Origin of the sequence: Stappia sp., from assembly GCF_048268045.1 — a bacterium.
Taxonomy (GTDB): domain Bacteria; phylum Pseudomonadota; class Alphaproteobacteria; order Rhizobiales; family Stappiaceae; genus Stappia.
This window is the reverse complement of record NZ_JBLWWG010000012.1, coordinates 64,208-90,335: the sequence shown is the minus strand read 5'-3', so window position 1 is coordinate 90,335 and position 26,128 is coordinate 64,208. Positions and strand designations below refer to the sequence as shown.

At 65.2% G+C, this 26,128-nt stretch carries 27 protein-coding genes; 24 read left to right on the top strand and 3 right to left on the bottom strand.

The genetic code is table 11. From position 1 onward, the window contains the following. Positions 1-179 precede the first annotated feature (179 nt). The 10 genes from mgtE (at position 180) to ACN0WF_RS17260 (ending at position 9,687) form a co-directional block, all read left to right on the top strand. Positions 180-1,550 carry a magnesium transporter gene (gene mgtE, locus ACN0WF_RS17305; protein WP_417774057.1) on the top strand — a complete coding sequence of 457 codons (1,371 nt, stop codon included), beginning with the start codon at positions 180-182 and terminating at the stop codon, positions 1,548-1,550. Positions 1,551-1,578: 28 nt separating this feature from the next. After that, positions 1,579-2,007 carry a VOC family protein gene (locus ACN0WF_RS17300; protein ID WP_417774020.1) on the top strand — a complete coding sequence of 143 codons (429 nt, stop codon included), beginning with the start codon at positions 1,579-1,581 and terminating at the stop codon, positions 2,005-2,007. Between the two features lie 11 nt (positions 2,008-2,018). Further along, a complete protein-coding gene (gene crcB, locus ACN0WF_RS17295) occupies positions 2,019-2,405 on the top strand; it encodes a fluoride efflux transporter CrcB (RefSeq protein WP_417774019.1) in 387 nt (128 codons plus the stop codon). A gap of 174 nt (positions 2,406-2,579) precedes the next feature. Next, positions 2,580-3,590 carry an RluA family pseudouridine synthase gene (locus ACN0WF_RS17290; protein ID WP_417774018.1) on the top strand — a complete coding sequence of 337 codons (1,011 nt, stop codon included), beginning with the start codon at positions 2,580-2,582 and terminating at the stop codon, positions 3,588-3,590. A gap of 3 nt (positions 3,591-3,593) precedes the next feature. Next, positions 3,594-4,313, top strand: coding sequence for an HAD-IA family hydrolase (locus ACN0WF_RS17285; protein ID WP_417774056.1), 720 nt, complete (start codon positions 3,594-3,596; stop codon positions 4,311-4,313). A gap of 12 nt (positions 4,314-4,325) precedes the next feature. Next, entirely contained in the window at positions 4,326-5,117 is a 792-nt protein-coding gene (locus ACN0WF_RS17280; RefSeq protein ID WP_417774017.1) for an ATP12 family chaperone protein, read from the top strand. Positions 5,118-5,473: 356 nt separating this feature from the next. Next, a complete protein-coding gene (locus ACN0WF_RS17275; protein ID WP_417774016.1) occupies positions 5,474-6,898 on the top strand; it encodes a circularly permuted type 2 ATP-grasp protein in 1,425 nt (474 codons plus the stop codon). 4 nt (positions 6,899-6,902) lie between these two features. Continuing rightward, the gene (locus tag ACN0WF_RS17270) at positions 6,903-7,850 is read left to right on the top strand and encodes an alpha-E domain-containing protein (RefSeq protein ID WP_417774015.1); all 948 of its coding nucleotides are present in this window, start codon (positions 6,903-6,905) and stop codon (positions 7,848-7,850) included. A gap of 113 nt (positions 7,851-7,963) precedes the next feature. Then, on the top strand, positions 7,964-8,782 hold the full coding sequence (locus ACN0WF_RS17265; protein WP_417774014.1) for a transglutaminase family protein: 819 nt from the start codon (positions 7,964-7,966) through the stop codon (positions 8,780-8,782). Between the two features lie 170 nt (positions 8,783-8,952). Then, positions 8,953-9,687 carry a peptidase gene (locus ACN0WF_RS17260; protein WP_417774013.1) on the top strand — a complete coding sequence of 245 codons (735 nt, stop codon included), beginning with the start codon at positions 8,953-8,955 and terminating at the stop codon, positions 9,685-9,687. Between the two features lie 15 nt (positions 9,688-9,702). Here the strand turns inward: ACN0WF_RS17260 and ACN0WF_RS17255 are convergent, their stop codons facing one another. Further along, positions 9,703-10,068: a hypothetical protein gene (locus ACN0WF_RS17255; RefSeq protein ID WP_417774012.1), complete on the bottom strand. Its 366-nt coding sequence runs from the start codon at positions 10,066-10,068 to the stop codon at positions 9,703-9,705. Between the two features lie 536 nt (positions 10,069-10,604). Between ACN0WF_RS17255 and ACN0WF_RS17250 the strand changes: the two genes are divergently transcribed. The 11 genes from ACN0WF_RS17250 to ACN0WF_RS17200 all read left to right on the top strand — a co-directional run bounded on the left by ACN0WF_RS17250 (position 10,605) and on the right by ACN0WF_RS17200 (position 19,980). Beyond that, the gene (locus ACN0WF_RS17250) at positions 10,605-11,048 is read left to right on the top strand and encodes a MerR family transcriptional regulator (protein ID WP_417774011.1); all 444 of its coding nucleotides are present in this window, start codon (positions 10,605-10,607) and stop codon (positions 11,046-11,048) included. Next, positions 11,045-11,494, top strand: a complete 450-nt coding sequence (locus ACN0WF_RS17245; protein ID WP_417774010.1) for a PaaI family thioesterase — start codon at positions 11,045-11,047, stop codon at positions 11,492-11,494. The genes ACN0WF_RS17250 and ACN0WF_RS17245 overlap by 4 nt, the downstream gene beginning before the upstream one ends. Further along, the gene (locus tag ACN0WF_RS17240; RefSeq protein ID WP_417774009.1) at positions 11,487-11,948 is read left to right on the top strand and encodes a GNAT family N-acetyltransferase; all 462 of its coding nucleotides are present in this window, start codon (positions 11,487-11,489) and stop codon (positions 11,946-11,948) included. Before ACN0WF_RS17245 ends, ACN0WF_RS17240 begins: the two co-directional genes overlap by 8 nt. 32 nt (positions 11,949-11,980) lie before the next feature. Then, on the top strand, positions 11,981-13,156 hold the full coding sequence (locus tag ACN0WF_RS17235; RefSeq protein WP_417774008.1) for an isovaleryl-CoA dehydrogenase: 1,176 nt from the start codon (positions 11,981-11,983) through the stop codon (positions 13,154-13,156). 37 nt (positions 13,157-13,193) lie between these two features. Then, entirely contained in the window at positions 13,194-13,571 is a 378-nt protein-coding gene (locus ACN0WF_RS17230; protein WP_417774007.1) for a DUF1232 domain-containing protein, read from the top strand. A gap of 58 nt (positions 13,572-13,629) precedes the next feature. Then, a complete protein-coding gene (locus ACN0WF_RS17225; RefSeq protein ID WP_417774006.1) occupies positions 13,630-14,433 on the top strand; it encodes an adenylate/guanylate cyclase domain-containing protein in 804 nt (267 codons plus the stop codon). 181 nt (positions 14,434-14,614) lie between these two features. Next, complete coding sequence (locus tag ACN0WF_RS17220; RefSeq protein ID WP_417774005.1) at positions 14,615-15,229, top strand: ATP-dependent Clp protease proteolytic subunit; 615 nt, start codon at positions 14,615-14,617, stop codon at positions 15,227-15,229. Between the two features lie 129 nt (positions 15,230-15,358). Then, positions 15,359-16,186: an aldo/keto reductase gene (locus tag ACN0WF_RS17215; RefSeq protein WP_417774004.1), complete on the top strand. Its 828-nt coding sequence runs from the start codon at positions 15,359-15,361 to the stop codon at positions 16,184-16,186. A gap of 167 nt (positions 16,187-16,353) precedes the next feature. Next, positions 16,354-17,613: an adenylate/guanylate cyclase domain-containing protein gene (locus ACN0WF_RS17210; RefSeq protein WP_417774003.1), complete on the top strand. Its 1,260-nt coding sequence runs from the start codon at positions 16,354-16,356 to the stop codon at positions 17,611-17,613. A gap of 300 nt (positions 17,614-17,913) precedes the next feature. Then, positions 17,914-19,401 (top strand): methyl-accepting chemotaxis protein, encoded by a 1,488-nt coding sequence (locus tag ACN0WF_RS17205; RefSeq protein ID WP_417774002.1) that lies wholly within the window; start codon positions 17,914-17,916, stop codon positions 19,399-19,401. Between the two features lie 165 nt (positions 19,402-19,566). Continuing rightward, positions 19,567-19,980: an ASCH domain-containing protein gene (locus ACN0WF_RS17200; protein ID WP_417774001.1), complete on the top strand. Its 414-nt coding sequence runs from the start codon at positions 19,567-19,569 to the stop codon at positions 19,978-19,980. 48 nt (positions 19,981-20,028) lie between these two features. On the opposite strand, the gene ACN0WF_RS17195 is transcribed toward ACN0WF_RS17200, so the two are convergent. Next, a complete protein-coding gene (locus ACN0WF_RS17195; RefSeq protein WP_417774000.1) occupies positions 20,029-20,784 on the bottom strand; it encodes a DUF599 domain-containing protein in 756 nt (251 codons plus the stop codon). Positions 20,785-21,234: 450 nt separating this feature from the next. Between ACN0WF_RS17195 and ACN0WF_RS17190 the strand changes: the two genes are divergently transcribed. The 3 genes from ACN0WF_RS17190 to ACN0WF_RS17180 all read left to right on the top strand — a co-directional run bounded on the left by ACN0WF_RS17190 (position 21,235) and on the right by ACN0WF_RS17180 (position 25,406). Further along, on the top strand, positions 21,235-22,719 hold the full coding sequence (locus ACN0WF_RS17190; protein ID WP_417773999.1) for a methyl-accepting chemotaxis protein: 1,485 nt from the start codon (positions 21,235-21,237) through the stop codon (positions 22,717-22,719). A 232-nt stretch (positions 22,720-22,951) separates the two neighbouring features. After that, positions 22,952-24,436 carry a methyl-accepting chemotaxis protein gene (locus ACN0WF_RS17185; protein ID WP_417773998.1) on the top strand — a complete coding sequence of 495 codons (1,485 nt, stop codon included), beginning with the start codon at positions 22,952-22,954 and terminating at the stop codon, positions 24,434-24,436. A 556-nt stretch (positions 24,437-24,992) separates the two neighbouring features. Further along, a complete protein-coding gene (locus ACN0WF_RS17180; protein WP_417773997.1) occupies positions 24,993-25,406 on the top strand; it encodes a rhodanese-like domain-containing protein in 414 nt (137 codons plus the stop codon). A 28-nt stretch (positions 25,407-25,434) separates the two neighbouring features. On the opposite strand, the gene ACN0WF_RS17175 is transcribed toward ACN0WF_RS17180, so the two are convergent. Then, positions 25,435-26,031, bottom strand: a complete 597-nt coding sequence (locus ACN0WF_RS17175; RefSeq protein ID WP_417773996.1) for a hypothetical protein — start codon at positions 26,029-26,031, stop codon at positions 25,435-25,437. Positions 26,032-26,128 lie beyond the last annotated feature (97 nt).

Genomic DNA, 26,128 nt, shown 5'->3' with positions numbered 1-26,128 from the left:
CCGTGGACCGACGACAGGGTCCGCGTGCTCCGGTGCGCTTCGGTTCGATGCCGCGGCGCGTCGCGATCCGTCTGCCGCTGCGACCTTTCCCGCCGCGCAAGCGACCTGAAACACACAGCACCAAGGAGGGGATCGTGGCCGAAGCCGAGCCTGTCGAACCGAACGATGCCCTTCTGGAAATGCCACCGGTGCGCGACGATGACGGGCGCGTCTCCGAGGACTTCCTCGCGCTGGCGCGCGCCGCCGTCGACACGGAGGATGCCCCGGCGCTGATCGGCCTTGCCGGCGATCTGCACGAGGCGGATGTCGCCGACCTGATCGAATCGCTCGAGTCCGACCGGCGCGTACCCTTCGTGCGCCTGCTCGGCGAGGAATTCGACTACGCCGCGCTGACCGAACTCGACGAGGCGGTGCGCCTCGCCATTCTCGACGAACTGCCGAACGACACGCTTGCCGAGGGCATTGGCGAGCTGGATTCGGATGACGCCGTCTACATTCTGGAGGACCTGCAGCCCGAGGACCAGGCGGCGATCCTCGAGCAGCTTCCCTATCCCGACCGGATCCAGCTGCAGCGGTCTCTCGACTATCCGGAGGAATCGGCCGGCCGTCTGATGCAGACGGATTTCATCGCCGTTCCCCCGTTCTGGAGTGTCGGCCAGACCATCGATTACATGCGCGACGCGGAGGACCTGCCTGAGACCTTCCATGAGATCTTCGTGGTCGATCCGGGCTTCCGGCTGATCGGCGCGGTGCCGCTCGACAAGATCCTCAGGACCAAGCGCAACACCAAGATCTCCGCGATCATGACCGACGATCCGGAGACCTTCAAGGCGACCGACGATCGCGAGGAGGTGGCCCGAAGCTTCGAGCGCTACAACCTCGTCTCGGCCGCCGCCGTGGACGACGCCGGCCGTCTCGTCGGCATGCTGATGATCGACGACATCGTCGACGTCATCCAGCAGGAGGCCGAGGAGGATCTGCGCGGTCTGGCCGGCCTCGGCGACGAGGAGATTTCCGATACGGTGCTTGTCACCGCGCGCTCGCGGCTGAACTGGCTGGTGGTCAATCTCGGCACCGCCGTTCTCGCCTCCGTGGTGATCTCGCTGTTCGAGGGGACCATCGAGGCGATGGTGGCGCTTGCCGTGCTGATGCCGATCGTCGCTTCCATGGGCGGCAATGCCGGCACCCAGACGATGACTGTGGCCGTGCGCGCGCTCGCCACCCAGGAACTCGACGCGCGCAACATGTGGCGGGTGCTTCGACGCGAGGTGCTGGTCAGTCTGCTCAACGGCGTGGCGCTCGCCATACTCGTGGGGCTGTGTGCGTGGCTCTGGTTCGACAGTGTCGGGCTTGGCGTGGTCATCGCCTCGTCCATCGTCGTCAATCTCTTTTTCGCCGGGCTTTCCGGCCTGCTCATTCCCGTCGCGCTGGAAAAGATGAACATCGACCCGGCCATCGCCTCATCGGTGTTCGTGACGACGGTGACCGACGTGGTCGGCTTCTTTGCGTTCCTGTGGATCGCGGCTCTATGGTTCCAACTGCCCCTGTGAGGGGCGGTAACGTGCTGGAGAACATGACATGACGACACCCCCCCGCGTGCAGGGTATTCTCGAGACGGCGGTCTATGTGAACGATCTGGAGGCTGCCTACCGCTTCTATGGCGGCGTGCTCGGGCTCGAGCGGATGCTGTCCGGCGACAGGCTCAATGCCTATGACGCAGGCCCGGGCGAAACGCTGCTGGTGTTCGCCCGGGGGCTCACGTCGGAGGATCTCGAGACGCCGGGCGGCACCGTGCCGGGGCACCACAGCGACGGGCCGTCGCACTTCGCCTTTCGCATCGCCAAGGCGGACGTGGAGCCCTGGCGGGCGCATCTTCTCGCCTCGGGCGTCACCATCCGCTCCGAGGTGACATGGCCGGCGGGCGGCATCAGCCTCTATCTCGACGATCCGGACGGCAATGTGGTCGAGCTTGCCTCGCCGGCGCTGTGGCCGAACTTTCAGGAGTAGGCGAGGGGGCGATGCAGCATCTTCTTCTGGTGGCGCTGGGCGGGGGCGCGGGAGCGGCCTGCCGGCATCTGGTCAACATGTGGGCGCTCAGGCTCTTCGGCACCGGCTTTCCCGTCGGCACGCTCACGGTCAACGTGGTGGGCTCGCTCCTGATGGGCGTGCTTGTCGGCTGGCTGGCGGCGCGCTCGAGCGGCGATTCGGGGCTGCGCCTGTTGCTGGCGACCGGGTTCCTTGGCGGCTTCACGACGTTTTCCGCCTTCTCCCTCGACGTGGTGCTTCTGTGGGATCGCGGCGAGGCGATGACGGCGCTTGTCTATGCGCTCGTCTCGGTGCTGGTGTCCGTCGCCGCGCTGTTCGTCAGCCTCTGGGCGATGCGCGCGCTGGTCGCCGCCGCCTGAAACCGCAGGCCGGGGACGGCGTCGCGCTCCAAGCTTGCTCTTGCCGGCTGGCCGCATTAGGTAGGGCGTTCCTTGCGATGGCGGCGCCCGCGACGGGCCCTGGAGGTCCGCGCGCCGTACGTCGCGCCACCTTTCGCGCGCACAGACCTGCGCAGCCCGGGACCGACAAGAACCATGGCCGGCATAGAACAGATCACCGTCACCCCCGACGAGACGGGCATGCGGCTCGACCGGTGGTTCAAGTCCCGCTATCCGGGTCTTGGACACGGTCATCTGCAGAAGCTCCTGCGCACCGGTCAGATCCGTGTCGACGGCAAGCGCGCCGAGACCTCGACCCGTGTCGGCACTGGGCAGGTGGTGCGCATTCCCCCGCTTCAGACCGACGCTCATGTGTCTGCCAGGGACCTGGCCAACCCCAAGCCCAAGTCGCGCAAGCTGGTCGAGGGCGACCGCGAGGCGGTGGAGGCGATGGTGGTCTATCAGGACCGCGAGGTCATGGTGCTGAACAAGCCCGCCGGCCTCGCCGTGCAGGGCGGTTCCGGGCTTACGCGCCATCTCGACGGCATGCTCGAGGCCTTCCGCGACCAGAAGGGCGAAAAGCCGCGCCTCGTGCATCGGCTCGACCGCGAGACGTCCGGCATCCTGCTGCTGGCACGCACGCGCAAGGCGGCGGCGGAGCTTGCCAAGGCGTTCCGCGCCCGCCAGACGCGCAAGATCTACTGGGCGATGGTCGCCGGCGTTCCCAAGCCGCGCCAGGGCCGCATCTCGACCTATCTCGCGCGTGACGAGGACGAGGAGCGCATGCGCATCGCCCGCCACGGCGAGGACGAGGCGCAGCACTCGCTGTCGCTCTATTCGGTGGTCGAGAATTCCGGCCAGAAGGTCGCCTGGGTGTCGCTGCGGCCGATCACCGGCCGCACACACCAGTTGCGCGCCCACATGGCCCATATTCATCACCCGATCATCGGCGATCCGAAGTATTTCAACATCGAGAACTGGGAGCTGCCCGGCGGCATCCAGAACAAGCTGCATCTGCACGCCCGCCGCATCGTCATTCCGCATCCCTCCGGGCGCGGCGTGATCGATGTGTCCGCGCCGCTGCCGCCGCACATGCAGCAGACCTGGAACCTGCTCGGCCTCGATGCCGCCCAATACGATCCCGAGACCGACGATCCGGAGGATTGAGCCCTGTATCTCGTCATTTTCGATTGTGACGGCACGCTGGTCGACAGCCAGGACACGATCCTGCGCGGGCTTGCGGCCGGTTTTGCCGCCGTCGGCCTGCCGGCGCCGGACCGGGAGCGGGGGCTCTCCATCGTTGGCCTGTCGCTCGAGGTCGCCTTTCGTCGGCTGATCCCGCAGGAGCAGGCGGATCTCGTTCCGGCGATGGCGGATGCCTACCGCCGCACGCAGGTTTCCCGCCGCGAAGCCGGGCTCGACAATGATCCGCTCTATCCCGGCGCGCGGGCCGCGCTCGATGCGCTGTCGGCGCGCGACGACGTGCTGCTTGGCATCGCCACCGGCAAGGCGCTGCGCGGGGTGCGTCACCTTCAGAAGGTGCACGGCCTGGAAGGGCGTTTCGTCACCATCCAGACGGCCGACAGTGCGCCGTCGAAGCCCAATCCGGCGATGATCGAGCAGGCCATGGCCGAGACCGGCGTCGATCCCGCGAAGACTGTCATGGTCGGCGACACCACATATGATCTCGACATGGCGCGGGCGGCGGGTGTCGCCGCCATTGGCGTCACCTGGGGCTATCACGACCGGGTGCGGCTCACGACCAGCCGCCCGTTCCGGCTGATCGACGGGTTCGATCAGCTCCTGCCGGCGATTTCGGACCTGTTCGGCTGGGAGCGGAGCCTTTCGCACGCCCTGCCGGATGCACCGGACGCCGCGGCGGCAACCTGACGGGAAAGATACATGCGCGACATCCTGAGCGACCTTGAAACGGACGCCGCCGCGAACCCGGTGGAACGCGCCCGCGCGCTGTCGCGCCGTACGCTGGCGAAGCGCTTCTACGAGGCGGTCGAGGTCGGCACGCAAGACGGACCCGAGGGGCCTGTTCATGCGGTGCTTCTCGACGGGCGCGCGGTCAAGACGCCAACGAAGGAGCCCTTGCGCATCGCCAACCGCGGCGTGGCCGAGGCCATGGCCGGCGAATGGGCGGCCCAGGGCAAGGAAATCGACCCGCTCACCATGCCGGTGACGCGCATCGTCAATGTGGCGGTGGATGCGGTGGCGAAAGCCGCCGGAGAGGTTGCCGACGACATCGCCGCCTATGCCGGCAATGACCTCCTGTGCTACCGCGCGGAGGGGCCGGACCGGCTCTGCCGTCTTCAGGAAGACCTCTGGGGGCCGGTGATCGCGCGGGCCGAGGCGCGTCATGGCGGCCGCTTCAAGCTTGCCGCCGGCATCATGCCGGTCCGTCAGGATCCGGAACTCGTCGCCCGCGTTCGCGCCGCGCTGGAGGGGCGTACGCCGCTGCATCTGGCGGCGCTTCACGTTGCCACCACGATCACCGGCTCCGCCCTGCTGGCCCTGTCGCTTGGCGAGGGCGAGATGGAGGCGGATGCGGTCTGGCAGGCGGCCTGCGTCGACGAGGACTGGAATATCGAACAGTGGGGCATGGATCACGAGGCTGCGGCCGTGCGCGCCGCCCGGCGCCGCGACTTCGCCGCCGCCGCCCTGATCCTCTCTCTCCAGCCGGTCTGACCGCCTTCCCCGTCGCTCGCCGCCCGGGCGCGCCGCGTGCGGCCGGGGCGTGCGCGCCTGCGCTCTTTTCCTCCCGCCTGCCCTTGCCATTCCTGCCCGCGTTGCCGCCGCTGTGCGGTTTGGCGTTTGACGCAAGGGGAGGGAAGGATAAGCTTGTTGAACGCCTTGCGTCCGGCCTGCGCCGGCCACGCCGAAAATCTGGTCAGTCCCTGGCGTTTTTTCGGACTTGGAACGGCGGGCGCCGATTGCCACCATCGACGGGAAGGAACAGCCGGGCAAGCCCGTCGCGTTCCGCTCCGAAGGGGCGGCGAGAGACGGGAGCAAGCGGAGCTGGAGGCAAGATGGCGACGGGGGGAATGATGACAGAGACGTCGTTTTTCAACGAGATGCTCGAGCCGGACGGCCGTCCCCGCCAACCCTACCAACGCCTTGCCGACTGGTTCGAGACCCTGCCGCCGGCGGAGATGCGCAAGAAGTCGCGCGAGGCGGAGACGATCTTCCGCCGGCTCGGCATCACCTTCGCCGTCTACGGCGCGACGGAGGCGACGGAACGGCTCATCCCCTTCGACATCGTGCCACGGGTGCTGTCGGCGGCCGAGTGGCGGCGGCTGTCGGCCGGCATCGAGCAGCGCGTGCGTGCGCTCAACGCCTTCCTGCATGACATCTACCACCGGCAGGAGATCATCCGTGCCGGGCGCATTCCTGCCGAACTCATTATCCAGAACGAGGCGTTCCTGCCGGAGATGGTCGGCTTCTCCCCGGCGCGGCGCGTCTATGCCCATATTATAGGCACCGACCTTGTGCGCGTCGGCGAGGACGAGTTCTACGTTCTGGAGGACAACACCCGCACGCCCTCCGGCGTCTCCTACATGCTGGAGAACCGCGAGACGATGATGCGCTTGTTCCCGGAGCTCTTCCAGATGAACCGGGTGGCGCCGATCGAGCACTATCCCGACATGCTGCGCGAGACCATGGAGAGCGTCGCGCCGCTCCACTGCGACCGCAAGCCGAGGCTGTGCGTGCTGACGCCGGGCATCTTCAACTCCGCTTATTTCGAGCATGCGTTTCTTGCGGACTCGATGGGCGTCGAGCTGTGCGAGGCGCGCGACCTCTACGTCGATGACGGCAAGGTGTGGATGCGCACCACCCGCGAGCCCGAGCAGGTGGATGTCATCTACCGGCGTATCGACGACGCCTTTCTCGACCCGCTGACCTTCCGTCCCGACAGCATGCTCGGCGTGCCCGGTCTGTTCGACGCCTATCGGGCCGGCAATGTGACGATCTGCAACGCGCCGGGAACGGGAATTGCCGACGACAAGGCGATCTACGCCTATGTGCCCGACATCATCGAGTTCTACACCGGCCAGAAGCCGATCCTGCAGAACGTGCCGACGTGGAACTGCTCGCGGCCCGACGATCTCGCCTATGTGCTTGAGCACCTCGCCGAGGTCGTCGTCAAGGAGGTGCACGGCTCGGGCGGCTACGGCATGCTCATCGGCCCGACGGCGTCGAAACGCGAGCTCTCCGAGTTCAAGCGGCGGCTAAAGGCCAATCCCGGCAACTACATCGCGCAGCCGACCTTGTCGCTGTCCACCTGTCCGACCCATGTGGCCTCGGGACTGGCGCCTCGCCATGTCGACCTGCGGCCCTATGTTCTCGTGGGCGATACGGTGCGCATCACGCCGGGCGGTCTCACCCGTGTTGCGCTCAAGAAAGGCTCCCTGGTGGTCAATTCCAGTCAGGGTGGCGGCACCAAGGACACCTGGGTACTGGAGGACTGATTTCATGCTCGGTCGTACCGCCGCATCGCTCTTCTGGACCTCGCGCTACAACGAGAGGGCGGAGAACATGGCCCGCCTGCTCGAGGTCGGCTACCGTATTTCAATGACGCCGCGCCTCGGGCAGGACGTGTCCGAAGACTGGCGTTCGACGCTCGCCAGCGCCGGCTGCGAGACCGCCTTCTTCAACAAGTACGACGAACTGACCAAACGCTCGATCGTGGCGCACATGCTGTTCGACCCGGAGAACCCGTCGTCGGTGCGCACCTGCATCGAGGCGGCGCGCAACAACGCCCGCTCGGTGCGCACCGCGATCACCGGCGAGATGTGGGAGAGCATCAACACCACCTACCTCGAGTTCATGGAGGTGCGTCCGCAGCATATGAACGACGACAAGCTGCCGGACTTCCTGTCCTGGATCAAACAGCGCTCGATGATGTTTCGCGGCGCCCTGCTCGGTACGCTGATGCGCGACGAGGGCTATCACTTCTCGCAGTTCGGCACCTTCGTCGAGCGGGCGGACAACACATCGCGCATTCTCGATGTGAAGTACTGGATCCTGCTTCCCGACAATGAGTTCGTCGGCGGCAGCCTCGATCGCTACCAGTGGTCGACGATCCTGCGCTCGGTCTCCGCCCACCGCAGCTACCGCCATGCCTACCGCGATTCCAATGTGCGGCCCTTCAATGTCGCGGAATTCCTGATCCTGCGGAAGGAGATGCCGCGCTCGCTCGCCTATTGCTACGACTGGATCACCGGCAGCATGGTCGATCTCACGGCCCGCTACGGCGAGCAACCGGAAGCCTTGCGGCTGGCACATGAGACCAACGCGCTGCTGCAGGAGGGGTCGATGGAGCGGATCTTCCAGGGTGGATTGCACGAGTTTCTGGCCGACCTGATCACGCGCAACAACGCCCTCGGCATCCAGCTCGGAGTCGACTATCACTTTGCTTGAGGGAACACTGCATTTCCGCCCGGCCGGAGATCCGCGCCGCAAGCGGCCCCGAAGCGTCTGGCCGACCCGGAGGATGACACCGGTTCGGCCTTGCCACGGAAAGTGAGAGACGCATGCGCCTCGTCGTGAAGCACGTAACGCGCTACCGCTATGACCAGCCAATCGCGCACATGGTCCAGCAGCTTCGGCTGACGCCGCCGGACATGCCCGCGCAAAAGGTGCGTTCCTGGCGGGTCGAGGTGCCGGGCTATTCCAAGGCGCCCTTTTACACCGATGCCTTCGGCAACCGGGTCGACGTGATCAGCTACCGTGATCCGGTCGACGAACTGGTGATTACCGTCGAGGGGGTCGTCGACACCGAGGACACCGCCGGCGTCGTCGGCGATATCGGCGATCCGGCACCGGAGGCCGTCTATCTGCGGCTGACGCCGCTGACCAGGCCCAATCCGGCGATCCGCCGGCTGGCGGGGCTTCTCGGCGGGGAGGACGCGGTTGCCGGCTGTCATGCGCTGATGGAGGCGATCCGCGACAAGGTGGCCTATGTGACCGGCGTCACCGAGGTGAACACGACCGCGGCCGAGGCCATGGCCGCGGGCCATGGGGTGTGTCAGGATCACGCCCACATCTTTATCTCGGCTGCCCGTGTCGCCGGGTTTCCGGCACGTTACGTATCCGGCTACATGCTGCTTGCGGAGGAGCAGGAATCAGAGGCCCATCATGCCTGGGCCGAGGTGAAGGTGCCGGGCCTTGGCTGGGTCGGTTTCGACGTGTCGAACGGCATGTGCCCGACCGACCGTTACATCCGCCTGACCACGGGGCTCGACTCGCGCTCCGCGGCACCGATCCGTGGCGTGCGCGCCGGTGGCGGTCTCGGCGAGGACATGAATGTTGAGGTGGCCGTCAACCGAGAGCAGGCGCAGGCGCAGCAATAGTCGCGCGAACACCGCTGCAGGATCGTCGGCAGGCATTGCCGAAGCAGGGCGGAGCCTGTCAAATCCCTTTCATCGACCCACCGCGATTCGAGACGCCCGGCGCGGCGCCTCGGGTGCGGGCGACGCCGGAGCCGCCTGTCGGCCCATGCCTTGCCGGAGACTGACCTGAGATGACGTATTGCGTTGGCCTGAAACTCGAGCGCGGCCTTGTCATGGCGGCCGACACGCGCACCAATGCGGGTTTCGACAATGTCGCGACCTACAAGAAGCTGCATGTCTGGGAAAAGCCCGGCGACCGGGTCATCTGTCTGATGGCGGCGGGCAATCTCGCGGTGACGCAGTCGGTGGTGTCGCTTCTGTCCGAGCGTCTGTCGCGCGAGGAGAACGGCGCGAGCAAGAGCCTGTTCTCGGCCGAGACGATGTTCCAGGCGGCGCGTCTCGTCGGGCAGGCGGTGCGCGACGTGCGTGCCATCGACGGCGATGCGCTGGCGGCAAACTCGGAGAACTTCAGCGTCACCTTCCTGCTCGGGGGGCAGATCCGGGGCGAGGCACCGCGCCTCTTCCAGATCTATTCGGCCGGCAATTTCATTGAGGCCTCGCCCGACACGCCTTTCCTGCAGATAGGCGAGCACAAATACGGCAAGCCGATCCTCGACCGGGTGACGCGCTCCGACATGCGCCTCGGTCAGGCGGCGAAGCTGGTGCTTTTGTCGTTCAACTCGACGCTGCGCTCGAACCTGTCGGTCGGCATGCCCATCGACCTGCTGCTCTACAACACCGACAGTTTTTCCGCTCACCGCCAGACGCGCATCGAGGAAGACAATCCCTATTTCGCCGACCTGTCGCACATGTGGTCGGAAAAGCTGCGCGACGCGGTGGCGGAAATCCCGGATTTCGAGATCTGAACTCCCGAGAGCGCCTCAGCGATCCCAGCCGAAGGGGCGAAAGAGCGGCGTTTCGCAGATATAGCCGACGACGCAGCGCGGATTGTCGCGTGTGGCCGCCGCGCGCGGGGCCACCGTCTCCCAGTGATCGCACCAGCGTGGTCCCGCAACGAAGCGCTCATAGGTGTAGCGGCCCGTCGTCATCACCACTGCGCCGCGCCGGGCGACGAGATTGCGCGCCTGTGCGCAGCTCATTTGCCTGAGGTCGGGGCGCTGGGCGGCGGCCTCCTGCGGCGCGAAGGTGAGGCCGGCGACAAGCGTCGCCGTGCCCGCGATCCCGGCCACCAGGCCGGCAAGAGCGCGTCGGTTTCCCCGCGCCCCGCATTTCCGTCCGCTCCGCATCGTCCTGTCCTTATCCGTTGTCCCGCCGCTTTTGTGGCCGACAACCCGCCCCCTTTTCATATTGGCCCAATCTCACGATCGGTCAATTGCCCCCTGTCCAGCCCTTGCCCCGGCGTTGCGCGTGCGGCACGTATCGCCTTCCTGCCGCTCCCCGGCGCCACCCGCGCGCCGCGCGCTGCCTGTCCTCCTCCTCGGCGTCATCCCGGGCTTGACCCGGGATCCAATCCACGTCGCGGCAGGGGGGGCGGTGGTTGGTCCGCCCGGAGCGTTCCGCAGGAGCCGGTGCCCGCATCGCGAGCGGCCCGGGAAGGATTGGGCCCCGGGTCAAGCCCGAGGTGACGGCGGTGAGGGATGGGAGCGGGGAGGCATATTCGCAAACGCCGAGCCGGAGGCGGCCTTCGTTCCTGTGGCAAAAGAAACCGGGTTCAGATGGGATTGAGAAAATATCAATCGCTCTTGCCATCGGAAATAAAAGCGGTTTTCAAAATTGATTGACTAAAACGTAAACGTAAGCGAGCCTTTCCTTCGGAGGGGCAATGGCGACCTATTATACGATCACCCAGCTCACACAGGAATTCGGCGTGACGACGCGCACCCTGCGCTTCTACGAGGCGGAGGGGTTTCTCAAGCCGACGCGGCGCGGACGCCAGCGGCTCTATCGTCCGGGGGACCGCACCCGGCTGAAGCTGATCCTGCGCGGCAAGCGCCTCGGATTCTCGCTCGCGGAGATCCGCGACATCATCACCATGTACGACAAGTCGCCCGGCGAGGCCGGCCAGCTCCAGTTGCTGATGGCGCGCATCGAAAGCCGGCGGCAGGAACTGCTGGCCAAGCGCCGCGACATCGATCTGACGCTTGCCGAGCTCGACGAGGTCGATGCCGGCGCGCGCCTGCGGCTTGCCCAGCTTGGGCCGACCGCGGACCTGTTTGCCGGCCCCGTTGCATCCGGCGATACCGAAGAGGAGGGGACTTCATCATGAGCCGTTTCGAGCCGCGCGATCCCGACTGGGAACGCCGGGTTGCCGCAAGTTTTGCACGCCAGAGCTTCATGGACACGCTCGGCGCCTCGATCGGCCGGCTCGCTCCGGGCGAGGTGGATCTCGTCGCCTCCGAGGCGCCGGGGCTGAAGCAGCAGCACGGGTTCTTTCATGCCGGCGTTTCCACGACGCTGGCCGACAGCGCCGCCGGATATGCCGCGCTTTCGCTCTATCCCCGGGGCTACGGCGTGCTGACCACCGAATTCAAGATGAACCTGCTCAACCCCGGCCGCGGCGCCCGGCTGGTGGCGCGCGGGCGGGTGATCAAGCCCGGGCGCACGCTCACGGTTGCCGCCTCCGACGTCTGGGGCGAAACCGACGGCGAGCCCGATGTGCATATCGCCACGGGCCTTTTCACCCTGATGGCTCTGGAAGGCATGAATGACTGAAATGATCGCACCGGGCGTACGCCCGCTTGTCGCCGCCGACCGCGCGGCATGGGATCCGCTGTGGGAAGCCTATCTCACCTTCTACCGCCAGACGCTGGCACCCGGTGTCACCGACGCGGTCTTCGCCCGCATCGTCGGCGACGGCGCTCATCAGGGGCTGATTGCCGAGGCCGGAGGCAGGGCGGTCGGCCTCGTCCATTATCATGTCCACGAAACGACCTGGGCAATCGAGCCGACCTGCTATCTGGAGGACCTCTATGTGGAGGCCGACCAGCGTGGCGGCGGTGTCGGCCGGGCGCTGATCGAGGCGGTCTATGGCGCGGCGCGGCAGGCAGGCTGCCGCTCGGTCTACTGGCAGACTGACAACGACAACGCCCGCGCCCGCCGGCTCTACGATCAGGTCGCGGTGCTGAGCCCTTTCGTGCGCTACGACCACATTCTCGTGCAAAACTGACGATCAGCGGCAAGGCCGCCCGGGAGGAAACCATGATCCGCAACGATTTTCCGAGCTTCAACTTCGACCTTGGCGAGACCGCAGACATGCTGCGCGACACGGTGCGGTCCTATGCGCAGGACAACATCGCCCCGCTTGCAGCGCGCATCGACCGGGAGGACTGGTTTCCGCGCGAGGAACTGTGGCCGGCCATGGGAGAGCTTGGCCTGCACGGCATCACCGTTGAGGAAGAATGGGGCGGCTCGGGTCTCGGCTACCTGGAACATTGCGTCGCCATGGAAGAGGTGAGCCGGGCGTCCGCCTCCATCGGCCTCAGCTATGGCGCGCACTCGAATCTCTGCGTCAACCAGCTGCGGCGCTGGGGCAATGATGCGCAGAAGACCCGCTATCTGGGCAAGCTTGTCTCGGGCGAGCATCTTGGCGGGCTTGCCATGTCCGAGTCGGGCGCGGGGTCCGACGTGGTCTCGATGAAACTCAGGGCCGAGAAGAAGGGCGACCGCTACATTCTCAACGGCACCAAGATGTGGATCACCAACGGTCCGGACGCCGACACGCTGATCGTCTATGCCAAGACCGATCCGGAGGCGGGAGCGAAAGGCATCACCGCTTTCCTCATCGAGAAGGGGTTCAAGGGCTTCTCCGTCGCCCAGAAGCTCGACAAGCTCGGCATGCGCGGCTCGCTCACGGGCGAACTGGTGTTCCAGGACTGCGAGGTGCCGGAGGAGAACGTGCTCGGCGACGTGGGCAAGGGCGTCAAGGTGCTGATGTCCGGTCTCGACTATGAGCGCACGGTGCTGGCAGCGGGCTCCATCGGCATCATGCAGGCGGCGATGGACGTGGTGATTCCCTATGTCCACGAGCGCCGGCAGTTCGACCAGCCGATCGGCACCTTCCAGCTCGTGCAGGGCAAGGTGGCGGACATGTATGTCTCCATGAACGCCACGCGCGCCTATGTCTATGCGGTGGCGCGTGCCTGCGATCGCGGCGAGACGACGCGCGAGGATGCCGCCGGCGCGATCCTCTATGCGGCGGAAGCGGCGACCAAGGTGGCGCTCGACGCGATCCAGCTTCTGGGCGGCAACGGCTACATCAACGAGTATCCGACCGGCCGGCTTCTGCGTGACGCCAAGCTCTACGAGATCGGCGCCGGCACCTCGGAAATCCGCCGCATGCTGATCGGCCGGGAGATCTTCAACAAGACCGCCTGAGGTCCGGGCCGTGGCGGGTCGTGGGGCCGTCCGGACCATGCTCGCCCGGCTTGCGTCCTGGGCCGGGCGCCTGAAACGCGAGGTGGCCGCGCTGGCGCTTGCCGTGCGCGATCCGCAGGCGCCGCTTGTGGCGCGGCTCCTTGCGGCGGCGGTGGTGGCTTATGCCCTGTCGCCGATCGACCTCATTCCCGACTTTATTCCCGTTCTCGGGCTCTTGGACGATCTTGTGCTTGTTCCCGCGGGGATCTGGCTGGTGCTGCGGCTCATGCCGGACGAGTTGATGGAGCGGGCGCGTCGGCAGGTCGCCGCCGGGGACGGTCCTCGCCCCAGTCGCGCGGCGGCATTCGTCATCATTGCCCTTTGGCTCGGGCTCGCGGTGTGGAGCATCCGTGCCCTGATGCAGCTTGCCTCTTGAACTTGTGCCTCGCAGACGCCATTCAAGGGACGTGCATATTGCACCTTCGGGGGCCTTGATGAGCCAGGTAAAACGCCGACTGGCGGCGATCCTTTGCGCCGACGCGGTGCAGTATTCGCGGCTCATGGAGGCGGACGAGGACGGCACGCTCCATCGGCTGCGTGCCTGCCGCGAGGCAATCGGTGGGCTGGTTGCCGCGCATGACGGGCGCATCGTCAACACCTGGGGCGATGCGGTCATCGTCGAGTTTGCGTCCGTGATCGAGGCCGTGCGCTGTGCGGTGGAGATCCAGGACGAGCTGGCACGGCGCAACGAGGCGCTGCCGGCGAAGCAGCGCATGGTGTTTCGCATCGGCCTGAACCTGGGCGATGTCATGGTCGATGGCGATGACATCTACGGCGATGGCGTCAACATCGCCGCGCGGCTGCAGCAGATCGCCGAACCCGGCGGCATTGTCATTTCCGCGACCGTCTATGACCAGGTGAAGACGAAGCTTGCGCTGGGCTTCGAGCGTCTGGGTGTCCAGTCCGTCAAGAACCTCAGCGAACCGGTCGACACCTATCTGGTGCGCATCGGTGGGGGCAATGCCGTGCCGCACGGCGAGGGCGCGGCGCCGGGGGGCTGGGAGAGCGATGCCCGTGGCTTTGGCGGTGGTGCGAGAGAGCCCGATGCGTCGGGGGCGGCCGTCTTCCTCGACTGGTACCACGCGCAGGGGCGGCGGGTGCGGCTTGCCGTTGGTGGCATTGCGTTCTTCTTTCTGCTGAACCTTTTCTCCGGCTTCGGACATATCTGGTTCCAGTGGCCGTCGCTGCCGTTTATCCTGATGCTTCTGCTTGGCGTGCGCCGCCGTGCCAAGCAGTAGGTTTTACGCAGTCGCCTTTGGATATGTGGTTGGAAACATGCCCGCGGGCGGACGCTTGGCGAGATTGCGGCAACCTTCTTTTCGATCCCCCTTTGCCGGAGGCGCGCGCATCGCCTAAGTATGGGGATCAAGACAGGACGAACGAGCCGATTCCGTCTTCACGAAGGAGCAGATCCTGAACATGACCATCAAGACGAACGATGTGCCCGCCCGCCTCGACGAAGAGGAAGACGACAAGACCAAGACGCCGCCGTCCATCCAGGTCGACAAGCATCTGTTCGACGCGCGCACCGTCCTGATCACTGGCCCGATCACCCAGGAACTGGCGCGCGATGTTTCCGCCCGCCTGCTTGCCATGGCGCAGGTGTCGCATGATCCGATCACGGTGATCGTGTCGTCGCCCGGCGGCCACGTCGAATCCGGTGACATGATCCATGACACGATCAAGTTCATCGCTCCGGAAGTCCGCATCCTCGGCATGGGCTGGGTGGCGAGCGCCGGTGCGCTGATCTATGTGTCGGTCCCCAAGGAGCGGCGCTACTGCACGCCGAACACCCGCTTCCTGTTGCACCAACCGTCCGGCGGCGCCGGCGGTCAGGCCAGCGACATCGAGATCCAGGCCCGCGAGATCCTCAAGATGCGCGACCGCCTCAACAAGATCTTCGCCGCCGCCACCGGCCAGCCGATGGAGCGGATCGAGAAGGACACCGACCGCGACTACTGGATGAGCCCGGAAGAGGGCATCGAGTACGGTCTTGTCGGCAAGATCGCGGGTTCCGTCTCCGATCTCGACTGACGGTGACGGCGCGGCGCGCCATGACGACGTGAGGGCCTGGGGGCCGTCGTGCCATCGGCAGGGCGGTTCCCGGGCCCTTTCTCTTTCCGGCCGGCCGGGTGCCGGTCGATCCACCCAGGAGGGATGACGATGAAGTATCTTTCGCTCGGCGGGGTCGAGATCCCCGCGCTCGGCCTCGGCACCTGGCCGCTCAACGGCGAGATCTGCCGCGACATGGTGCGTTCCGCGCTCGAGAGCGGCTGGAAGCATGTCGACACGGCCGCCATGTATGACAACGAGAAGGCCGTCGGCGCGGGGCTGCGCTCGGCATCCGCGCCGCGCGGCGACTACTTCCTCACCACCAAGGTCTGGCACGACCAGCTCGAGCCGGACAAGCTCATCCGCTCGCTGGAGCACAGCCTCGACCGGCTGGGACAGGAGTATGTCGACCTGTTCCTGATCCACTGGCCCAACACCCATGTGCCGCTGAACGAGCAGATCGAGGCGCTGCTGGAGGTGAAGGGGCGCGGCTGGACGCGGGCGATCGGCGTTTCCAACTTCACCGCGCGCATGGTGCGCGAGGCGCAGGATCTTGCCAGCGGCCAGCTTGCCGTCAACCAGGTCGAGTATCACCCGTTCCTGTCGCAGGTGAAGGTGCGCGAGGCGCTCGATGCGGCCGGCATGGGGCTCACCGCCTATGCGCCGATTGCCCGCGGCGCGGTGATGGACAGCGAGATCATCGGCGATATCGGCAAGCGCCACGGCAAGAACGAGGTCCAGGTGACCCTGCGCTGGCTGGTCCAGCAGGACAACACCATCGCCATCCCCAAGACCTCGAACCCGGCCCGCCTGGCGGAAAACGCCGCGATCTTCGACTTCGAGCTGAGTGACGACGAGATGGCTGCGATCTCGGCGCTGGGCCAGGAGCGCCGGCGCACGGTCGATCCGGACTTCGCCCCCGCCTGGGACGGCGAATAGGCCACAGGTCGCGGCAATTCGGCCGGGTCCTGGAGAGAGGTCTTTATCCGGCGGCATTTCATCCTAAGTAAGGAATGCTGCCGGTTGGCTCCGTCTCCCGGCTTTTCGCGCTATGCTGCTTCCTTCCTCGACCCGCAAGGGTCCGGACCTTCTCGGGACCCAAGGTCATGACCCTTTCCGCGCCTGTCGCTTCCGCCGCCATCACCGCCTGGCTCTATGGCGAGGCGGTCCGCATCGAGGACGGCCGTCCGCTGATCGAGGGGGTCGCGTCGCGGTTGATGGCGAGCGGCGTGCCGGTCGAGCGGATCATGACCGGCATCTCGATCCTTCATCCCAACGTGCGCACCGAATCCGTGCTGTGGACGCGCGAGGGCGGTAGCGAGGTGCGTCGCTATCTCGAGACGGAAGTCACCTTCAAGACCTATGAGAACAGCCCGATCAAGATCATCTACACGGAGCAGCGCCCCGTGCGTATCCGCCTTGAGGGCAACAACGATCTGCCCGGCTACGGCATCGTCGCGGATCTGATCGAGGCCGGCTACACCGACTATCTGGCGCTGCCGCTCCCCTTCTCCGACGGCACCACCAAGGCGATCACCTTCGCAACGCGTGCGCCCGGGGGCTTTTCCGCAAGCCATGTCGCCGTGCTGGAGACGATCACCGCGCCGCTGGCGCTTCTCTTTGAACTGCAGACGCTGAAGCGCACCGGGCGCACGCTGCTGGAGACCTACGTCGGCCGGCGGGCGGGCGGTCGTGTGCTGGCGGGCACCATCAAGCGCGGCGACGGCGAGACGATCTCCGCCGTGGTCGGCTTCATGGATCTGCGCGGCTTCACCCACATTTCCAACGAACTGCCCGGCGACCGGCTGATCGCCATGCTCAACGACTATTTCGACGCGGTCGACAAGGCGGTCGAGGCGCATGGTGGCGAGGTGCTGAAGTTCATCGGCGACGAGGTGATGGCCGTCTTTCCCTATGACAGCGAGGAAACGGCGCATACGGCTGCTCGCCAGGCGCTGTTTTGCGCCCGCGACGTGGTGGCGCGGGTCGCCGAGATCAACGAGGTCTACAAGATCGACGACACCGACCTGCGCGTCGGCATCGCCCTGCACGCGGGCGATGTGTTCTACGGCAACGTCGGGGCGGAGACGCGGCTCGACTTCACCGTTGTCGGGCCCGTGGTCAACCTTGCCTCGCGCATCGCCGGTCTCGCCCGCGATCTCGCACAGGACATTCTCGTGTCCGACACCATCGCCGACATGATGGGGTGCCGGGCGGGCGACCTCGGTCGCTTCGAGGTGCGCGGCTTCGCCGATCCCGTGTCGGTGTTCATGCCGCCGGCCGGCGCCATCGACGCCGAGGGGCACTGGTGCGCGGAAGGCGCACATGCTGCAAGGGTGCTCCAAGCCGCCCACGACACCGCCTGAGGGCATCTCCGCCGTTTTTCCTGCTGCCCATCCTGATCTCAACCCTGACGCGGGTGTATCGCGGCCGATATCGCATGTCTGCCGATCGATGATCGTCAAGATTTTCCGGGGTGTTGTGGTTCAAGACGCGAAGCTTTCGTCCAATTTCTTGAGCATGTATTATGAAATCCATTTTATCTATTTGGATGGAATTTTGCATTGTTATTTTTGACGTATATTTTTTGCGACTCGCGTTAAGGGTGTGTAAGGTGTAATTACGTAGGGTCAATTCCCGGAGGGTGGTTATTCGGGGGTTGCAGAATGCTCGGTCTTTCTTTGTTCTCAGGCAGGGCCCAGGCCCTGTTCGACGTGGTGACGAAGTCCCAGGCGCTCATCGAGTTCAAGCCGGACGGCACGATTGTTTCGGCAAATGAGGTGTTTCTTACCGCAACCGGCTACCGGCTCGAAGAGATCGTCGGCAAGCATCACAGCATGTTCGTGCGTGAGGTCGACCGGGAGGGGGATGCCTACCGCGACTTCTGGCCGTCCCTGGCGCGCGGCGAGTTTCGCGCCGGCGAATTCCACCGCATCGGCAAGGGCGGGCGCGAGATCTGGCTGCAAGCGTCCTACAATCCGGTGCCCGGCCGCTCCGGTCGCGTCGAGAAGGTCGTGAAGATCGCGGCGGACGTCACGGCCGCGAAGGCGCGGAGCCTTGATTCCGACGGGCAACTCGCCGCCATCGACCGCTCGCAGGCGGTTATCAGCTTCGCCATGGACGGCACCATCCTCGACGCCAACGAGAACTTCCTCAAGACCGTCGGCTACAGCCTCGATGAGATCCGGGGGCGCAAGCACGAGATGTTCGTGGAACCGGAGTATCGCGCAAGCAGCCAGTATCGCGAATTCTGGGAAAAGCTGCGTGCCGGGCAGTTTCACGCCGGCGAGTTCCGCCGCGTCGGCAAGGGCGGGCGCGAGATCTGGCTGCAGGCGACCTACAATCCGATCCTGAATGACCAGGGCAAGCCGATCAAGGTCGTCAAGTTCGCCTATGACTGCGCCGCCATGGTGCAGCGGCGGCGGCGACGCGAGACCGTCCAGGTGCAGATCGATGCGGATCTCGCCGAGGTGGCCGACGCGATGACCGGCGCCAACGCCCAGGCCGCCAGCGCCTCGGCGTCCTCCGAGCAGACCTCGCACAGCGTGCAGGCCGTCGCCGCGGCGACAGAGGAACTCGTCTCCTCCATCGAGGAGATCTCCCGCCAGGTCGAGCAGGCGATGAAGGTCGCCAGCCGCGCGGTGGTCGAGGCGCGACAGTCGTCGACCGTCATGGGCAGCCTGGCCCGGGACGCGCAGAAGATCGGCGACGTACTGGAACTGATCGAGAGTGTTGCCGGCCAGACCAACCTTCTCGCCCTCAACGCCACCATCGAGGCGGCGCGGGCCGGGGAGGCCGGCAGGGGCTTCGCGGTGGTGGCGAGCGAGGTGAAGAACCTTGCCGCGCAGACAGCGCAGGCGACCGAGGAGATCAACGCACAGATCGTTTCGGTCCAGTCGTCCTCCGGGCAGGCGGAAAGCTCGATCCTGGCGATCATGTCGATCATCGAGGAGGTGAACGAGATTTCCGCGACCATCGCCGCGGCGGTCGACCAGCAGTCGAGCGTCACCCGCGAGATCTCCCAGAACATGCATCAGGCGTCGGTCGGGGTTTCCGTCATCAGCGACAGCATGCGGTCGCTGTCCACGACGACGGAGCAGGTGCAGGGCGCGACCGTCAAGCTGCGCGAGGCATCGCGTTCCATCGTCACCTGACGGATGGCGGCCGGAGAGCGTCCGGGCTTGAGCAAGGTGGGACTCGGGCCCGCCCCGGGTGGGCATAAGCCTTGGATATCGACATCAATCCCATGCGCGACCTTCTGATCGGGCCCTTGATGTGCAACATCCTGCCGAGCCCAACGCGAGGAGGAGGACGCGCACATGTCAGAAGACGTCACGACGCTGAAGCAGCGCTATCCGACGGCCGAGACGTTCAAGTTCGGCGACAGTGCTGTCTTGTGCGAGAGGCTGTTGTCGCTGGTGCGATCAGGCAGAAAAGTGGCGACCTGCAGCGCCTTGCGGGACTGTCAGAATGGCGAGCCCATGCCGGAGATCGGGCGGCGGGATATTGCCCTGAACTGGGACGACACGCCGGCTCTGGTCATCGAGACGGTCGAGTTGATCCAATGCCGGTTCGACGAGGTGACGGAAGCGATGGCCCTGGCCGAAGGCGAGGACGACAGCCTTGAAGGCTGGCGCGAGGGACATCGCGAGTATTTTGAGCGCAATGGCGGGTTTTCCCCGGATATGGAGATCATTTGGGAGCGGTTCGCTCTCATCGAAGATCTGTGCTGAGCGAACGAGCCGGCTGGTCTTGTCTCGCCGGGGTTGAGCGGATGCCCTTCAGCCGAGCGGGTCGGGCCGCTCGGTGCCGGCCGCCTCGCTTTCGGCGGGGGGCGTTGCGGGCACCGGCACCTGGTGCGCGGCCATGGCGAAGCCGCGGGCGCGGGAGAAGAACTGTCGCCGGCCGAGCACGGCCAGCACGAACAGCGTGCTGGCAAAGAACGTCCATGGCCCGATGAACCAGCCGAGATATCCCATCGAGAAGAAGAAGGCGCGCTGGCCGCGGTTGAAGTGGCGGCCGGCGAGCACCATCACGCCGGCGGCGTTCTCGGCAAACGCCTTCGCCTCTGCCGGGGGCGGATCGCCGTCGGGCACCGCGCCCATCAGGATGGTGGCATAGTTGAACAGCCGGTAGGCCCAGCCGAACTTGAAGAAGGCATAGGAGAAGATCAGCGCCAGCCCCAGCACCTTGACCTCCCAGTTCGCCGCCGTGCGTCCCTCGCCGAGGCCGATGTCGGTGAGGATGCGCAAGATCGATTCGGTTGAGGTCAGCAGCGCGAAACAGCCGCCGATCGCCAGCAGCGAGGTCGAGGCGAAGAAGCCCGTGCCCTGTTGCAGCCCGGCGGCGATGCCGACATCCATGATCCTGACGCGCCGACGGCTCATCGCCAGCATCCAGCCGCGCCGGTGCATGTCCATCTGATGCGACAGGGTGATTTTGCGCAGCGGCGACAGTTCGACGACGACATTGAAGGCAAGCCAGGACGCCAGAAAGAAGGCGATCGCCGTCACGTCGAGGCTGGACAGGGGCAGCATGGCGGTAACTCCTTCCTGTTCCCGGCCAGCGCGATTGATGCCGCAAGCCGGGATCGACTCATTTCCTGTTCTCCGATCCTGCCAGCAGATAGCGCGCGGCGCACGGCGGAAGCGCGTCAGCTCCTCGCAAAAGCGAAGGCACTGCGATCTTCTGCAATTTCCTGTGTACTTTCCCGATCTTCAGCGGTTTGCGGAAGAGAGCCTTCATTCTTCGTAATATTAGCGGCTTTATCAGGTTCAATGAGCTTATATCTCCTGCTTTTTCTGTGTAATTTTATATAAAAGCCGTTTTTCTTGTCCGGAATTTGTTTTTCACGGTGCTTTCGTTTTTCAACTATTGGTGGTAACTTGACGTCTTTTGTAATTCAGATGCATTTATTAATCCTTTGGCAGAAGATCTGACCTAGGGTCATGTGCGTAACAAGGGAAGAAACAAATCAGGAGGCGTCAATGCGCGGGCTCTCTTTTCTCTATGACAAGAACAAGGCCCTGCTCGAGGCGCTGGACAAGTCGCAGGCGATCATCGAATTCACGCCGGACGGCACGATCCTTGATGCCAACGAGGCTTTCCTGTCGGCCGTGGGCTACGGCATTGACGAGGTCCGCGGCAAGCATCACAGCATGTCCGTGCGCCAGGACGACCAAGGGAAGGCTGGCTATCGCGCGTTCTGGGCATCGCTGGCGCGTGGCGAGTTCCTATCCGGCGAGTTCCGGCGGATCGGCAAGGGCGGTCGTGAGGTCTGGCTGCAGGCGTCTTACAATCCGGTTCTCGACGGTTCGGGCAAGGTGGCGCGTGTGGTGAAGTTTGCCGCCGACATCAGCGCCGACAAGAAGCGCAGCCTCGATCTCACCGGGCAGGTCGAGGCGATCAACCGCTCCCTGGCGGTGATCAGCTTCGCCATGGACGGCACGATCCTCGATGCCAACGAGAACTTCCTGAACGCGATGGGCTACCGGCTCGACGAGATCAGGGGGCGCAAGCACGAGATCTTCATCGACGAAAGCCAAAGGGGCAGCCAGGACTATCGCGAATTCTGGAACAAGTTGCGCTCCGGCGATTTCCATGCCGGCGAGTTCTCGCGGTTCGCCAAGGGCGGGCGCGAGGTTATCATCCAGGCGACCTACAATCCGATCTTCGACGACGACGGCAAGCTGGTGAAGGTCGTCAAGTTCGCCACTGATCGCACCGCGGAAGTCAACCAGCGCCGTCATCGCGAGGCCGTGCAGAAGCAGATCGACAGCGGTCTGACCGATGTCGCCGACGCAATGGTCAACGCCAATTCGCAGGCTGCCGATGCCTCGGCCTCCTCGGAGCAGACCTCGTCGAGCGTTCAGGCCGTCGCCGCCGCGGCGGAGGAGCTGGTTGCCTCCATCGAGGAAATCTCGCGCCAGGTGACCCAGGCGATGACGATTGCCGGCCGCGCCGTCACGGAGGCTCAGCAGTCCTCAACGGTGATGGGCGGGCTGGCCCGCGACGCACAGAAGATTGGCGACGTTCTGGAGTTGATCGAGAGCATTGCCGGCCAGACCAATCTTCTGGCGCTCAATGCCACCATCGAGGCGGCGCGCGCCGGAGAGGCGGGCAAGGGGTTTGCCGTCGTCGCATCCGAGGTGAAGAACCTCGCCTCGCAGACGGCGAAGGCGACCGAGGAGATCAACGCACAGATCGTGTCGGTGCAGTCGTCCTCGAGCCTCGCGGAAACGTCGATCCAGGCGATCATGGAGATCATCGAGGAGATCAACGACATTTCCGCAAGCATTGCCTCGGCCATCGAGGAACAATCGTCGGTGACGCGGGAAATCTCCGGCAACATGCAGCAGGCCTCGGCCGGCGTGGCCACCATCTCGGGGAGCATGCGCTCGTTGTCGCGGGTGACCGAGGGGGTGCAGGAGGCGACGGTGAAGCTGCGCGAGGCGTCGCGGGCCATCGCCTGATCCTTGCGGATGGCGAGGCCTCGTGCCGGTTGGTCGTCGGAAGGGCGTTTGTGCGGAACTCGAACCTCACTTGTTGTCCAGAGGCGATAGCCTCCGGAAGCAGGTGCCACACATGCGAAAACTTCCAATAAGCAATACCCCGTAAAATTGAATTGCATTGGAAAATTAACGCAGCGGAAATTTTCTTCAATGTACTCTGTTGTGACATCGCGAGAACAGGAGAGCTTGCGAGATGCGTGGAATTTCAATGCTGTATGACAAGAACAAGGCGCTTCTCGAGGCACTCGGCCGGTCGCAGGCGATCATCGAATTCAAGCCGGATGGCACGATCATCGATGCCAACGACGCGTTTCTGGCGACCATGGGCTACCGTCTCGAGGATATCCGCGGCAAGCATCACAGCATGTTCGTGCGGCCGGCTGAGCGAGACAGCGCGGAATACCGCGCGTTCTGGGCGGCGCTGGTGCGCGGCGACTATCAGGCGCGCGAGTTCCGCCGCATCGGCAAGGACGGCAAGGAAATCTGGTTGCAGGCGTCCTACAATCCGGTCCTCGACAGCGCCGGCAAGGTTGTGCGGGTGGCGAAATTCGCCACCGACATCACCAACGAGAAGCGCCGCAACATGGACCTCGACGGTCAGGTTGCCGCCATCAATCGCTCGCAGGCCATCATCAGCTTCGCGATGGACGGCACCATTCTCGATGCCAATGAGAACTTCCTGGCAGCGCTCGGCTACCGGCTCGACGAGGTCAAGGGCCGCAAGCACGATATCTTCCTCGGCGCCGAATACCGCGCCAGCCGCGAGTACCGCGAGTTCTGGGACAAGCTGCGGTCGGGCCAGTATCACTCGGGCGAGTTCCTCCGTCTCGGCAAGGGCGGCGTGGAGGTTTACATCCAGGCCACCTACAACCCGATCCTGGACGAGGATGGCAAGCCGTTGAAGGTGGTGAAATTCGCCACCGACCGGACCGAGCAGGTGAAGCGGCGGATGCACCGCGAGGCCGTCCAGCGCGAGATCGACCGCGATCTCGACAGCGTCGCCCGCTCCATGGTCGAGGCGAATTCGCAGGCCGCGAACGCTTCCGCCTCGTCGGTGCAGACGTCCTCCAATGTCCAGGCCGTGGCCGCGGCTGCCGAAGAGCTGGTGTCGTCGATCGACGAGATCGCGCGCCAGGTCAAGCAGGCGATGGAGATCGCCGGGCGTGCCGTCAACGAGGCGCAGCAGTCCTCGTCGGTGATGTCGGGCCTTGCCCGCGATGCTCAGAAGATCGGCGACGTGCTCGAGCTGATCGAGAACATCGCCGGCCAGACCAACCTTCTGGCCCTCAACGCCACCATCGAGGCGGCCCGCGCCGGCGAAGCCGGCAGGGGGTTCGCGGTTGTTGCCAGCGAGGTGAAGAACCTGGCTGGCCAGACGGCGAAGGCGACCGAGGATATCAACGGGCAGATCTTGTCGGTTCAGTCGGGCTCCAGCCTGGCGGAAAACTCCATTCGCTCGGTCATGGAGATCATCCAGCAGATCAGCGACATTTCCGCCGGTATCGCCGGGGCGATCGAGGAGCAGTCCTCGGTGACCCGCGAGATCTCCGGCAACATGCAGCAGGCCTCCGTCGGCGTCTCCGCGATCACCGGCAACATGCGCGGCCTGTCCGAGGAGACGGGCCGGGTGCAGGAGGCGACGATCAAGCTCCGGGAGGCGTCCCGCTCCATCGCCTGATGCGGCGCGCGCCTCGTGGCGACAAGATTGCTTCGTCGGCTTGCAGGATTGCGTAATTTTGTCGTCGGGTTCGCCCGAAATGCACACCGGGCTGCCATGCATGACGCACACGGCAGCCCGTTCTTTTTTTGCACTTGCGAAGTCCTTTCCAAATCGTTAAATCCACGCTCTGGACCGACGGCGGCCGTGGGGGCTATCAGGGCCGCGATTTTCGGACAAAAGGACATCCATGGACGAACAGGCTCAAAAATCCTGTTGGGGTGTAACGGCTTGGGCCGTTCTCCTGGCAGGTGGCGTATTGGCGCTGCTTTATGTATTTGGCAGCGCCGATGTGGTTCCGGCCACAGTTGCGGCAATGGGCTGAACGGATTGCGGTTCGGCCGGTCGCCATGAAAGGCGATCCGCACGGCAGAAATTCAGGAAAAAGGGCGCGGCATCCGCGCCCTTTTTCTTTTGTCCCGACGGCAGCCCGGCGGGGACAGTCATTTCCCCTTGCACCGGCCGCCCGAGGCGGGAACACTTGCCGCCGGCGAGGACGCGAGCGGAGGAGACGCGGATGGGCGGAAAAATCACCAAGGGTTACAAGGCGCTGGTCGACGAGGCCACGGCCGCGATCGAGACCCTGTCCGTCGAGGAGGCGATCGCCCTTCACGGCGATCCCGATGTCGTCTTCGTGGATATCCGCGACGTGCGCGAGCTTTCGCGCGAGGGCCGCGTGCCTGCTGCAGTGCACGCGCCGCGCGGCATGCTGGAGTTCTGGGTCGATCCGGACAGCCCGTATCACAAGCCGGTCTTTGGCGAGGACAAGCGCTTCGTGTTCTTTTGCGCGGCCGGCTGGCGGTCGGCGCTGGCGACACGGGCGGTGCAGGAAATGGGGCTTGCGCCGGTCGCCCATATCGCCGGCGGCTTCGGGGCCTGGAAGGCGGCCGGCGGTCCGGTCGAGAGCGCCGAGGAGACGCGGGCGGGCTGATGAACCCCGGCCGCCTGGCAGGTGTGCCTCAGCAGCCGCCGCAGGGGTTGTCGGCCGCCGTATCGAAGCGCGGCCGGCTGCTGGTCGGCCGGGCCCGCTGGAAAATCATCTGCCTGAGCACCTTCACATTGGAGGGCGCGCTCGACAGCAGGCCGGCGAACTGGTCGGGTCCGATGGCGACCATGATCAGCGTCACGGGACCGAGTGAGGGCCAGTCGATCTGGGCGCCCCAGGTGTCGACATCGGCGAGAGAGGTCACGCGCGCCAGGGCCATGGCGTCCTCGCGCGACAGGGTGATGCCCGGCTGCACGGGCCATTCGATCCGCGCCAGACCGTCGGGAATGCGCCACAGGCGGATGACGGTGTCCAGTTTCAGCAGCAAGGAGTCACCGGAACGCTCGATGCTCACCAGACGCTGGTCGAAATCGGAGGCACGGGTCTCGATCAGGCCGTCCTCACCACGCCTGATCGTGGCCGTGTTGGCGACGACGAAGACCGGGGCCTCGTCGGAGGCTTCCGCCGTGCGGCCGCGACCGTCGGCTTGCGCAATGGCCGGGTGCGGGCCGTGAAGGCCCGTTGTGAGAACGATCGCCAGAGCCGCGATTTTGAGTACAGAAACAAGCATCGGATCATGACACACTGGAAAACATGACTTGAAATTCTCAGTCAGTTTAGCAGGGCGAGAATAACAATTCGCTGATGTCGATGGTTAAAAATACGGG